Genomic DNA, 13,118 nt, shown 5'->3' on the forward strand with positions numbered 1-13,118 from the left:
GGCGTGGGGTGACGATGGCTCGGGGTGGCCTGCTGCGGGGGCGCTGTAGAAGGCCAGCCGAGCCGGGGGCGCGTCGTTGCCGCCGGAGCCGAGGAAGCCACGCACCATGTCCAGGCGCCCTACTTCCAGCGCGGCCAGTCGCTCGCGCAATGCAGCTTCSAGCGCGTTTTCCCAGCCSKGYTCGATGTGGATRCGGCTCCACAGSCCCTGCAKGCCWTCGAGSCCGTGCTTGGCGAGCCAGGGSSSCAGCTTGCCRTCGGTCTTGACCTTTTCCTGCAGCGCCTTGAGGGCCTCCATGCGGGCAGACAGCTCAGCCTGGCGTGCGCTCTCGCTGTTCACGGCCTGCTGGCGTGCGCGKCGGTCGTCGTCSAGYTGSGGCACGGAYTCCTGCAGCTCGTGCAGGCGGGCTGCGGTGGTTTCTGCGATCTCTTGCGCTTCTTCGAGTTGTTCGCGCAAGTTGGTCAGACGGGCCTCGTCGGGCGCGGCCAGCGCATTGCGGTCGGTGCGCAGGCGCTCGAAGCGGGCGTCGAGCTGGCGGCTTTGCTCGTCAAAGCTGCGCTGCTCGGCAGCGAGCACGCCAATCTGCTGCTGCACCTGCACCACGGCAGTCCGTTGCTCGGCCGTGCGGCTTTGCGCCTGGCGCAGGGCCTCCTCCAGGTCGGGCATCTGCATGGCTTGTTCTTCGACCTGGGCGGCCAGCAGCTCGGCGCGTTCTTCGGCGTCCACACCCGCGCCGGCCAGGTTTTCCAGCTCGATGTCGGCCTCTTCCTTGCGGGTCTGCCACTGGGCGATCTGCTCGGCCAGTTGCACCAGGCGCTGTTCCACGCGCTGGCGGCCCTCGACCACGTAGCGGATCTCGGCTTCGAGCYTGCCGACCTCGGCCGTAGCTTCGTAGAGCTTGCCTTGGGCCTGGTTGACCTGGTCGCCCGCGGCGTAGTGGGCCTGGCGGATGGTTTCGAGGTCCGACTCGACCGCGCGCAGGTCGGCCATGCGCGATTCGAGGTCATTCACGGCCTGCAGGCCATCGAGGCGCACCTTGTTCTGCTGCTCCTCGGCCTCGGTCCGCTTCAGGAACCACAGCTGGTGCTGCTTGAGCGTCGCATCGGCGTGCAGCGTGTTGTATTTGGCGGCCACCTCGGCCTGCTTYTCGAGCTTTTCGAGGTTGGCGTTSAGYTCGCGCAGGATGTCTTCSACSCGCGTGAGGTTCTCGCGCGTGTCCGMCAAGCGGTTTTCGGTCTCGCGSCGACGCTCCTTGTATTTGGAGACGCCCGCAGCCTCTTCGAGGAACAGGCGCAGTTCCTCAGGGCGGCTTTCGATGATGCGGCTGATGGTGCCCTGGCCGATGATGGCGTAGGCGCGGGGCCCCAGGCCCGTGCCCAGAAACACGTCCTGCACGTCACGGCGGCGCACGGGCTGGTTGTTCAGAAAGTAGCTGCTGGTGCCGTCGCGCGTGAGCACGCGGCGCACGGCCACCTCGCCATACTGGCCCCACTGGCCGCCCGCGCGATGGTCAGAGTTGTCGAAGACCAGCTCCACGCTGGCGCGGCTGGCCTGCTTGCGGGTGGTGGTGCCGCTGAAGATCACGTCCTGCATGCTCTCGCCGCGCAGCTCGCTGGCCTTGCTCTCGCCCAGCACCCAGCGCACCGCGTCCATGATGTTGGACTTGCCGCAGCCGTTGGGGCCCACCACGCCCACCAGTTGCCCGGGCAGCATGAAGTTGGTGGGTTCAGCGAACGACTTGAAGCCAGAGAGCTTGATCGAGGTAAGACGCACGGATCAGAAGGCGGATAAATGCAGGAGGGACGCGGGGGTCAACCAGGGCGCCGGTGCGCAGTCCCGGCGTAAAGCACACCGGCAGGGCCGGGTGTGGGCAAGGCCGGAATGATACCGCGCCGCCTGCCCGCCCCCCGGCCTCCGGGGCCGTGGGTGGCGCCTGGGGGCACTGCGCAGGCGAAAAATCGGCAAAAATGGCCTGATGCGCTAGTGTGATATGGCTTGTTTGCTATCAAATTTGATAGCCAAAAGCGGGCAACGTCAATGCAGCACACACACCTGGTTACGCCCACCCGACTTGGCCTGGAACAGGGCTTCGTCTGCGCGGGCCACCGCCTGGGGCAGGTGCTGCAGTGCAGAGATTTCGCACGCGCCAATCGACACGGTGAGCTGCTCGGGATCGGTGATGCTCTCCACCGCGCGGCGCAGTTTCTCGGCCACCTTCAGCGCGTCGGGCAGCGCGGTCTGCGGCAGGCAGACCAGAAACTCCTCGCCGCCCCAGCGAATGATCTCGTCGCCACGCCGCAAGGTGTCGGTCAGCACCCGGGCCACCGCCTGCAGGGCCTTGTCGCCCGCGTCGTGGCCAAAACGGTCATTGATGCTCTTGAACCGGTCCAGGTCCATCAACAGGATGGACGAGACGGGCTCAAACAGCGAGGCGCGGTACACGCGCCGGTCGATCAGGTCCACCGCATGGCGGTTGAGCAGCCCGGTGAGCGCATCGTGGTAGGCGGCGCGCTGCAACTCCTGGCGTTCGGCGGCCACGGTCATGAGGGAGCCGAACAGCTCGGCCAGCCCTGCAAACAGGCTGACGCCGACTTCATCAAAGTAGCCATCACGGTCGGCATACAGCACAAAGATGCCGCTGTAGCCGTTGAAGGTGGAGGCGATGGGCAAGGCCAGCACGTGGTGGATGTCGTGGTGGCGGGCTGCGTCGCGCCAGGGCCCAAACGGCGAAAACTGCGACACCGTGAAAGGGCCCGCAGACTTGCCGTCCAGCGTGGTGAAGGCAGGGCCAATGCGGGTGAGCAGGTTGCGTTCGATGTTCAGCGATTCGGCATAGGCCGCCGCCGGGCCTGCAAACACCTGCGGGCGGATGGTGTGCGTGTCGGTCGGACCGAACCAGGTCCAGGCCAGGCGGATGTGGCTGGAGACATCCACAATGGCCTGGCATACCCCGCGAATGATCTCCAGCTCGCTGCGCCCCAGGATCAGCTTGGCCGAGCGCTTGAGCAGCATCTCGGCAATCACCGAGCGTTCGCGCTGCGCGTCAAAGCCCTGCGTCAATGGCGAGGGTGCGGGCGGCGAAGGCTTTTTGAAGAACATGAAGGCGGCAGCGGTGGAGCGCCTGCATCATAGGTGGCGCAGCCAGACTGCGGTTGCAAAGGGTTTCCGGCAGCCTGTTGCCACCTGCACTCCGCGCAACACACGCCACCCTGCGCCCGCCGCACGCCCCGGGTCATCCAAGGCGCCCATCCAGGGCGCCATTGGTTCGGCGCACCAGCGCCTCAAACTCCGCCACTGCCACGGGGGGGCTGAGCAGGTAGCCCTGCCAGGCGTGGCAGTGGTGGCGCTCCAGAAACTCGCGCTGCGCCTCGGTCTCCACGCCCTCCGCAATCACGCGCAGGCCCAGGCTGGTGCCCAGCGCCACCACGGTGCGGGCAATTGCCGCGTCATTGGGGTCGGTCAGCACGTCGCGCACGAAGCTCTGGTCGATCTTGAGCTGGTCCAGCGGCAGGCGCTTGAGGTAGCTCAGCGACGAATAGCCCGTGCCAAAGTCGTCCAGCGAAAAGCCCACGCCGTAGCCCTTGAGCTGGCCCATCTTGTCGATGGTGTCTTCCACGTCTTGCAGCAGCAGGCCTTCAGTCATCTCCAGCTTGAGCTGGTGGCCGTCGGCCCCCGCACCCGCCAGCGCCGCGAGCACCTGGGCGACAAAGCCGCTTTGGTGGAACTGCCGTGGGCTCACGTTCACGGCCAGGCTCAGCAAGGCAAGGTCGGGCTGCTGGGCCCATGCGGCCAGCCGCCGACAGGCTGCCTGCAGCACCCACTCGCCGAGCGGCAGGATCAGGCCGGTTTCTTCGGCCAGCGGGATGAAATGCGCGGGCGAGATGAATCCATCGCGCGGGTGCCGCCAGCGCAGCAGCGCCTCGGCCCCGGTAATGCGGCCGTGGTCGATCTGGGGTTGGTAATACAGCTCGAACTGGCCCTGGGCCAGGCCCACCCGCATGTCCAGCTCCAGCGTGGCGCGGGCGCTGACCGCAGCCTGCATCTGGGGGTCATAAAAGCGCAAGGTGTCCCGCCCCGCGTTCTTGGCCTGGTACAGCGCCAGGTCGGCACGCTTGAGCAGTTCGTCCACGGTCTCGCGCGTGCCACTGTAGATGGTGACGCCCATGCTCAGCGAGCTGTGGTGCGCAGCGCCGTCGATCTGGTAAGGCTCGCGCAGCACACCCAGGATACGCTGACCTACGTCCTCGGCGCGTGCAGCGGCGTCCTCGGGGCTGTCGCCCAGGTCTTCCAGCACCACCACAAATTCGTCGCCGCCCTGTCGGGCCACGGTGTCGTCTTCATGCACGCAGCCGCGCAAACGGTGCGCCACCTGCAACAGCAAGGCATCGCCCCGGTCGTGGCCCCGGGTTTCGTTCACCGTCTTGAAGTTGTCGAGGTCCAGCATCAGCAGTGCACCACTGCGCTGGTGGCGCGCGCTGGTGGCCAGCGCCTGCTGCAGCCGGTCCATCAGCAGACGGCGGTTGGGCAGGCGGGTGAGCGGGTCGTAGTAAGCCAGCTGGTTGATCTCTTCCTCGGCGGCTTTGCGCTCGCTCAGGTCCTGCATGGTGATCAGGCGCCCCCCCTCGACAAAAATGCCGGAGATCTCCACCGGCTTGTACTTGCCGTCCGCGCAGCGGATCGTGTACTCGGCCAGCGGGATCACGCCCAGGTGCCTGGTGTCCAGCAGCCTCTGGCGGATCGCATCGCGCTCCGCAGCGTCGGGGTAGGCGCGCTGCCACCAGGTGTCGGTGTCGGGCACCTCCTCCTGCGTGTAGCCGCAGATCTGGACATACCGCTGGTTGCGAAAGCTGATGAGCCCATCGTCCTGCACCAGGCACAGGCCCATGGGCAGGCGCTCCAGAATGCTGCGCAGGCGTTGTTCATTGGCCCGCAGGTTTTCTTCCATGCGCTTGCGCGCAGTGATGTCCTGCACCACGGCAATGTGGTGGCCGGGCGCGGAGCCTGACGCCCACATCGACGACACGGTCAGGTCGCCCCAGACCTCGTGCCCGTCCTTATGGATGTAGCGTTTTTCCAGCCGGTACTCGGGCACATCGCCGCTCTGTAGCCGCCTCACTTGCGCCAGGTCCGCTGCCAGGTCATCGGGGTGGGTGAGGCTCTGAAAGGTCATGCCCACCATTTCCTCCGGGCTGTACCCCAGGATGTCGGCGTAGCGCTGGTTGACGCGCACAAACTGGCCCGTGGCCGAGTCCACCTGTGCGACACCCACGGTGGCCTGGTTGAAGAGCGCACGGAACCGCTCCTCACTCTCGCGCCGGGCATCGTCGGACAGCTGGGCTCGCACCAGCGCCAGGGTGCGCTGGCGCACCAGCAGGGCCACGACGGAAGCCAGCAACAACGACACCACCGCGGCCGCCAGCCCGGCCAGCCACGGCAAGCGCGTTTCCGACGCCGTCAGGAACGACCGGGTCGGGTAGAAGGTCAGCTGCCAGCGCCGGTCATGCACCCCCAGCTCACGCACAAGGGGCCGCACACCGGGCAGGCCCGGGGCCGTCTGCTCCAGCAGGGGGCGCACCATGGCATCGCCCGAATCCGGGCGCACCGGTCCCAGGTCCGCCATGGCGACGGCGATGCCGTTCAGAAACCCCTGGCTGCCCAGCCCCTGCACCAGGTCATAGACCCGCAGGGTGGACGCCACCGCGCCCACAAAACGCTGCTCGGCCGTGCCGGCGGTGGGGTCGAACACCGGCACGCGGATGACGATGCCTGCGCGATGTGTTGTCTCCTGAAGCAGATCGAACGGGGCAGACACCACGGTCTGCCCGCTGTCGCGGCTGTAGCGCATGGCGGCCAGGTTGGCGGGCTGGGCACTGATATCCAGGCCCAGCACCCCTTCATTGCCGAACATGGGCCAGAGATACTCGGCCACGAAGTACTCGGCACGCTCGCCGGGTGGGTGGATCTTGAACTGGGGCAAGCCGTCGGGTGACAACGAGGTGTCCGCCCTCACCCTGGCCTCGTAGGCCTCGCGCTCACGCCCAGGCACCCAGCGCGTGAAAGACAGGTTGCGAACACCGGGGTAGCGCTGGCCCACCTCCATCTCGCTGGCGGCCCGTTCAAAGTCCAGGCGCGACAAGCGGGGGTTGGCCGTGAACAGACCCCGCAGGCCGTTGACCACCTCGGTGTGACCGGCAATGCGCTGGCTCAGCGCCTCGGCAAACGCCCGCGTCTCCTGGGTGAAGCGCGCTTCTTCGATCTGCGCCATCGACGCAGCCTGGTGTTGCGCCAGCCACAGGCTCACCACCAACCCCAGAAAGGCCACACCCATGCCCGCCACCCAATGCCGATAGCGGCTTGGGGGTGCCAGGGCAGCCAGCGGGGAAGAAGTGGAAGAAGTCAGAGACGTGCCTTTGCTTTGCTGGCCGGGGAGCCGACCAGACACCATGCAAATTGCGCAGGATAGCGGCAATCCAGCCACTGTGGAGCCAACATTTGGTTACGGCGAAAAATTTAAGAAAAAAGTGCCTCTAGCGCCACAGCGACTTACCTCACAAGCTATGAAATGATGAGCATATTTCGCCACCAGAACGCCCACGGGTTTACCCGACGACTGCCCCTGGCGCCACGGGGTACGGCGCAAAACGGCTGCGGTTTTCATTCACATCCAACGCCCGCCCGATGGGCGGGAACGCGCGTTGCGGACAGGCATCGCGCTCACACACCTTGCAGCCCATGCCGATGGGGACGGCGGCCTCGGGGTTGGCCAGGTCCAGCCCACGTGAATACACCAGCTGCGGCGCGTGGCGAATGTCACACCCCAGGGCTACGGAGAACTCCTTGCCGGGCACCCCCCAGCCGCCGCCGCTGCGCGATACCACACGCGCCACCCACAGGTAGGCGCGGCCATCGGGCATGCGCGCCACCTGCGGCACGATGCGGCCTGGCTGTGCGAAGGCCTCGTACACATTCCACAGCGGGCAGGTGCCGCCGATCTTGCTGAAGTGAAAGTGTGTGGCCGACTGCCGCTTGCTGATGTTGCCCGCGCGGTCTACCCGGATGAAGAAGAACGGCACACCGCGCGCACTGGGGCGTTGCAAGGTGGACAGGCGGTGGCACACCGTCTCGAAACCCACACCAAACTGCTGGCCCAGCCGGTCGATGTCGTAGTGCGCCGCTTCGGCCGCCTGCAAAAAGGCAGTGTAGGGCAGCACCAGCGCCCCCGCAAAGTAGTTGGCAAGACCGATGCGCGCCAGCGCCCGGGCCTGGTCGCTCGACAGCCCGGCGCCAGCGGCCAAACGTTGCAGCTCGGCGCCCTGCTCCAGAAACGCCAGCTGCGTCGCCATCTGAAACGCCCGCTGCCCCCGCTCCAGGCCAGCCGCCAGCTGCAACACGCCGGCATCGGCCTGGAATACCCGTTGCGCCTGCCCGGGCAGGTCGGCCACATCCACCACGCGCACGCCATGAGCCTGGTGCAGTCGCTGCGCCAGCGCTTCATCCGCCCGCCCGGGCAGCAGGCCCCATTCGGCAGCACAGCGTTCGGCAGTATCGTCCAGCTCGGCAATGTGGTTCTGGCGTGCAAAAAAGAAGTCGCGCACTTCTTCATAAGCCATGGGCGGATGGTGGGCCACGGTGCCCTCGCCGCCCCGGTCATTGCCCAGGGCGGCCAGGCGCTCCAACGCCTGACGGTGCCGCTGGTGCAACGCCAGCAGCGTGCGCGCCACAGCGGGCATGCCGGCGGCCAGCTCGCGGATCTCTGCCAGAGACACGGCATCGCCCGCGCCCTCCCCGCCCACCCCGGCAGGCAAGTCGGCCAACACCTCGCGCAGGCCCGTGATGAGGCGCGCCTCATCGTCGTCCGAGAAGCGCTGCACGTCCACACCGAATACAGCATTGATCTTGAGCAGCACGGGCACCGTGAGCGGGCGCTGGTTCTGCTCCAGCTGGTTGAGGTAACTGGCCGACAGGTCCAGCGCCCGCGCCAGCGCAATCTGGGTCATGCCGCGCTCTTCGCGCAGGCGGCGCAAGCGCACACCCATGAAGGTTTTTTTCATTCCATCTTTCTCAGCGGCGCCTGGTAGCACCTTCACCATCATTCGCAATATTTGCAAATTGACGGTTTTTTATTCGCAATCATTCGCCAATTCAGGACTTACAGAGGGATGTCATTGTGCGTAAATTGCGAAGCATGACAACCCCCACTGGCACCGTCGAACTGACGGAAATCGTCTTCCCCGCAGAAGCCAACCACTACGGCACGCTGTTCGGCGGCAACGCCCTGCAGCTCATGGCCAAGGCGGCGTTTCTGGCAGCGCGCGGCGCCGCACAGCGCGACGTGGTGATGGCGGGCGTGACTGACGTGCGTTTTCTGGCCCCGGTGCCCCTGGGCCATGTGCTCACGCTGCGCGCCTGGGTCACCCGCGTCGGCCGCAGCTCGCTCACCGTGTGCGTGACCGGTCTGGCCGCCACGCTGGGCTCGCCCCATGACGAAGTGCTGAAGGGGATTTTTGAAATGGTGGCGGTGGATGGCAAAGGCCGCCCCGCTGCCATCACCAACCCATATGTGAACCAGGAGACCGCATGACTACCACCGTTGAAACCCCGGGCTTCAAGCCCAAGAAGTCCGTCGCGCTCTCGGGCGTGACGGCGGGCAACACCGCCCTGTGCACCGTGGGCCGCACGGGCAACGACCTGCACTACCGAGGCTACGACATCCTCGACATTGCCGAGGTCTGCGAATTCGAAGAAATCGCCCACCTGCTGGTCCACGGCAAGCTGCCCACACGCGCCGAACTGCGCGCCTACAAGTCCAAGCTCAAGGCCCTGCGCGGCCTGCCGATGAGTGTGAAGCAGGCGCTGGAGCAACTGCCCGCCGCCAGCCACCCCATGGACGTGATGCGCACGGGCGTCTCGGCCCTGGGCTGTGCGCTGCCTGAAAAGGACGACCACAACCTGCCAGGTGCGCGCGACATTGCCGACCGGCTCATGGCATCACTTGGCTCCATGCTGCTCTACTGGCACCACTGGGCCAGTTCGGGCCGTCGCATCGAGGTGGAGACCGATGACGACTCCATCGGTGCGCACTTCTTGCACCTGCTGCATGGCTCCAAACCCAGCGCAGCCTGGGAGCGTGCCATGCACACCTCACTCAACCTGTATGCCGAGCACGAGTTCAACGCCAGCACCTTCACCGCCCGCGTGGTGGCCGGCACGGGCAGCGACATGTATTCGGCCATCACCGGCGCCATCGGCGCGCTGCGGGGCCCCAAGCATGGCGGCGCGAACGAGGTGGCTTTCGAGATCCAGAAACGCTACGACAGCCCGGATGAGGCTGAGGCCGACATCCGCCGCCGCGTGGAGGCCAAGGAGGTGGTCATTGGTTTTGGTCACCCGGTCTACACCGTGAGCGACCCGCGCAATGTCGTCATCAAGGGCGTGGCGCGCGGTTTGTCGGAAGAGGCCGGTAGCACCAAGATGTTCGACATTGCCGAACGGCTGGAATCGGTGATGTGGGAGGTCAAAAAGATGTTCCCCAACCTCGACTGGTTCAGCGCCGTGAGCTACCACATGATGGGTGTGCCCACCGCCATGTTCACGCCGCTGTTTGTGATTGCCCGCACCAGCGGCTGGGCGGCGCACATCATCGAGCAGCGGCAGGACAACAAGATCATCCGGCCGAGTGCGAACTACACCGGGCCGGAAGACCTGACGTTCGTACCAATCCAGGACCGCAAGTAAAAACAAACGGCCGAAGCCCTCTGCCCCACGCTCATGAACACTCTGTACCGCAAGCAACTGCCCGGCACGCAGCTTGACTACTTTGATGCCCGAGAGGCTGTCGAATCTCTGCAACCGGGCGCCTGGGCCACCCTGCCCTACACCGCCCGGGTCCACGCCGAAAACATCGTGCGCCGCGCCGATCCGGCCACCATCAACGACTGCCTGCGCCAGCTCGTCGAGCGGCGCAGCGACCGCGACTTCGCCTGGTACCCGGCACGCGTGGTGTGCCACGACATTCTGGGCCAGACCGCGCTGGTGGATCTGGCGGGCCTGCGCGACGCCATCGCGGCCCAGGGCGGCGACCCGGCCCAGGTGAACCCCGTGGTGCCCGTGCAGCTCATCGTGGACCACTCGCTGGCCGTGGAGTGCGGCGGCTTCGACCCCCATGCATTCGAAAAGAACCGCGCCATCGAGGACCGCCGCAACGAGGACCGGTTCCACTTCATCGAGTGGACGAAAAAAGCGTTTTCCAACGTCCAGGTCATCCCCGCGGGCAACGGCATCATGCACCAGATCAACCTGGAGAAGATGTCGCCCGTGATCCATGCGGACAACGGCGTGGCCTACCCCGACACCTGTGTGGGCACCGACAGCCACACACCGCATGTGGACGCCCTGGGCGTGATCGCCATCGGCGTGGGCGGACTGGAGGCCGAGAACGTGATGCTGGGCCGCGCATCGATGATGCGGCTGCCCGAGATCGTGGGCGTGGAGCTGACCGGCCACCGCCAGGACGGCATCACCGCCACTGACGTGGTGCTGGCGCTCACCGAGTTTTTGCGCAAGGCCAAGGTGGTGGGGGCGTACCTAGAGTTCTTTGGCGAAGGCGCCGCCAAGCTCACGATTGGCGACCGCGCCACCATCTCGAACATGGCGCCCGAATATGGTGCCACGGCGGCCTTGTTCAGCATCGACGAACAGACGCTGGAGTATCTGACGCTGACGGGCCGCGAGGCGGAACAAGTGAAGCTGGTCGAGGCCTATGCCAAGGCAGCGGGATTGTGGTCCGACACCCTTCAGGACGCTGTCTATGCGCGCAACCTGGTGTTCGACCTGTCGAGCGTGGTGCGCAACCTGGCCGGCCCCTCCAACCCCCACGCGCGCGTGGCCACGTCCGACCTGACGGCCCAAGGCATCGCGGGCCCCTGGGCCATGCCCGCACCACAGGACGGCACGATGCCCGATGGCGCTGTGGTCATTGCCGCCATCACCAGCTGCACTAACACCTCCAACCCGCGCAACGTGATCGCCGCCGCGCTGCTGGCGCGCAACGCCAACCGGCTGGGCCTCACGCGCAAGCCCTGGGTCAAGACCTCGCTGGCGCCCGGCTCCAAGGCGGTGGAGCTGTATTTGAAGGAATCGGGTTTGCTGGCCGAACTGGAAAAGCTCGGCTTTGGCATCGTGGCCTTTGCCTGCACCACCTGCAATGGCATGAGTGGCGCGCTGGACCCTGCCATTCAGCAGGAGATCATTGACCGCGACCTGTACGCCACCGCCGTGCTCTCGGGCAACCGCAATTTCGACGGGCGCATCCACCCCTATGCCAAGCAGGCCTTCCTGGCCTCGCCCCCGCTGGTCGTGGCCTATGCGATTGCGGGCACGGTGCGTTTTGACATCGAAAAGGACGTGCTGGCGGTGGTGGACGGCCAGGCGATTCGCCTCAAGGACCTGTGGCCCAGTGACGAAGAAATCGACGCCGTGGTGAAAACTGCCGTGAAGCCCGCGCAATACCGCGCCGTGTACGAACCCATGTTCGCCATCCGACACGACGATGGCCAGCGCGTGTCGCCGCAGTACGAGTGGCGCCCGCAGTCCACCTACATCCGCCGCCCGCCCTACTGGGACACCGAGGGCATCGGCGCACTGGCCGCCCACCCGCGCACTTTGACGAGCATGCGCCCGCTGGCCCTCCTGCCTGACAACATCACCACCGACCACCTGTCACCCTCAAACGCCATCCTGCGGGACAGCGCTGCGGGTGAATATCTGGCGCRCATGGGCGTGCCCGAGGAGGACTTCAACTCCTACGCCACGCACCGGGGTGACCACCTCACCGCCATGCGCGCCACGTTTGCCAATCCGCAGCTCGTCAACGAAATGGCTGTGGTGGATGGCCAGGTGAAAAAAGGCTCGCTCGCCCGCGTCGAGCCCGAAGGCCAGGTCATGCGCATGTGGGAAGCCATGGAAACCTATCTGAACCGCCGCCAGCCGCTCATCGTCATTGCTGGCGCCGACTACGGCCAGGGGTCCAGCCGCGACTGGGCCGCCAAGGGCGTCCGGCTGGCGGGTGTGGAGGTGGTGGTGGCCGAGGGCTTCGAGCGCATCCACCGCACCAACCTGATTGGCATGGGGGTATTGCCACTGGAGTTTGAAGCGGGGGTCAACCGCACTACRCTGGGGCTGGATGGGACGGAGGTGTATGGCGTGGAGGGCCACCGCGCGCCAGGCGCCCGCCTCACGCTGCTCATCCGCCGTCAAAATGGTGCATGCGCCAAAGTACCCGTGACTTGCCGCCTGGACACGGCCGAGGAGGTTTCCATCTACGAAGCCGGGGGAGTCCTGCAGCGCTTTGCGCAGGACTTCCTGGCCGCCAGCAACGTGGAGCGAGGCAGCGGCCATGAGAGGCCCCCGGCTGATTTTCATGGCCAAGCCACCGCCTGAGGTGGCTGCAGCGATGTGGATCGCCATTGCACGCAATGGGCTGGAGCAAAGTACCTTGTCTCCCATGGACAACTGGCACCAGACCCTGTCGGACCGCTATGGGGACACCCCGGAAATACGCCAGAAAATGTTGCGCGCAGGCGCCGGTGTGAAGGCGCGCGCATGCACGTTGGTGCTCAACCGCATTCGCGACGGGGTGTACAGAGATCAGGGCCAAACCACCATCCAATGGTCCTTCCGGGCCCGTGGAAGGCCGCACTGCTTCGATGCCTTGCTAGCGGCAGTCCGGCACGCGCTGAGTACAGAGGGGCTGGCGACGAAAACAGGCCACACGCCACACACCACCATCAGCTACTGGGCGCCAACACGCCTGGGCCCTACACAGATGAACCAGATTGCCTGGACCATCGACGAAATCCTGCTGGTGGTGAGCCGCAACGACGAGAGCGGCAGCTACAGCTACGAAACCATCGGCCGTTGGCCGTTGCAGCCCGCGCCGCCCGACCCGTCCAGCACACAACTGCCGCTCTTTTGACCCAACCGCACCCACCATCCGGCGACGACGGCCTGCCTACGTATTTCTAACCATGCTCACTGCCTCTCAAATCCGAATCCCGGCTACCTACCTGCGCGGCGGCACCAGCAAAGGCGTGTTCTTCTGCCTTGACGAACTGCCCGCC

9 protein-coding genes are annotated in these 13,118 nt (G+C 66.0%); 5 read left to right on the forward strand and 4 right to left on the reverse strand.

The window, feature by feature from the left end:
- From AC04MI_RS18765 to AC04MI_RS18780, 4 genes are all read right to left on the reverse strand, one after another.
- Positions 1–1,773: chromosome segregation SMC family protein (locus AC04MI_RS18765; RefSeq protein WP_476498396.1), on the reverse strand; the 1,773-nt coding region annotated here is incomplete at its 3' end.
- A gap of 261 nt (positions 1,774–2,034) precedes the next feature.
- Entirely contained in the window at positions 2,035–3,099 is a 1,065-nt protein-coding gene (locus tag AC04MI_RS18770; RefSeq protein WP_108499451.1) for a GGDEF domain-containing protein, read from the reverse strand.
- A 133-nt stretch (positions 3,100–3,232) separates the two neighbouring features.
- Positions 3,233–6,328 carry a bifunctional diguanylate cyclase/phosphodiesterase gene (locus tag AC04MI_RS18775; RefSeq protein WP_436077420.1) on the reverse strand — a complete coding sequence of 1,032 codons (3,096 nt, stop codon included), beginning with the start codon at positions 6,326–6,328 and terminating at the stop codon, positions 3,233–3,235.
- Positions 6,329–6,599: 271 nt separating this feature from the next.
- Positions 6,600–8,051, reverse strand: coding sequence for a short-chain fatty acyl-CoA regulator family protein (locus AC04MI_RS18780; protein WP_436077421.1), 1,452 nt, complete (start codon positions 8,049–8,051; stop codon positions 6,600–6,602).
- Between the two features lie 134 nt (positions 8,052–8,185).
- Between AC04MI_RS18780 and AC04MI_RS18785 the strand changes: the two genes are divergently transcribed.
- The 5 genes from AC04MI_RS18785 to AC04MI_RS18805 form a co-directional block, all read left to right on the forward strand.
- Complete coding sequence (locus AC04MI_RS18785) at positions 8,186–8,581, forward strand: acyl-CoA thioesterase (protein ID WP_436077422.1); 396 nt, start codon at positions 8,186–8,188, stop codon at positions 8,579–8,581.
- Positions 8,578–9,735: a bifunctional 2-methylcitrate synthase/citrate synthase gene (gene prpC, locus AC04MI_RS18790; RefSeq protein ID WP_436077423.1), complete on the forward strand. Its 1,158-nt coding sequence runs from the start codon at positions 8,578–8,580 to the stop codon at positions 9,733–9,735. The genes AC04MI_RS18785 and prpC overlap by 4 nt, the downstream gene beginning before the upstream one ends.
- A gap of 33 nt (positions 9,736–9,768) precedes the next feature.
- Positions 9,769–12,438, forward strand: a complete 2,670-nt coding sequence (gene acnD / locus AC04MI_RS18795) for a Fe/S-dependent 2-methylisocitrate dehydratase AcnD (RefSeq protein WP_476498397.1) — start codon at positions 9,769–9,771, stop codon at positions 12,436–12,438.
- Complete coding sequence (locus tag AC04MI_RS18800; protein WP_436077425.1) at positions 12,419–12,973, forward strand: 2'-5' RNA ligase family protein; 555 nt, start codon at positions 12,419–12,421, stop codon at positions 12,971–12,973. Before acnD ends, AC04MI_RS18800 begins: the two co-directional genes overlap by 20 nt.
- Before the next feature lie 52 nt (positions 12,974–13,025).
- A partial coding sequence (locus AC04MI_RS18805) for a PrpF domain-containing protein (protein WP_476498398.1) occupies positions 13,026–13,118 on the forward strand: 93 nt, incomplete at its 3' end.

The organism is Acidovorax sp. LjRoot204, assembly GCF_056175785.1.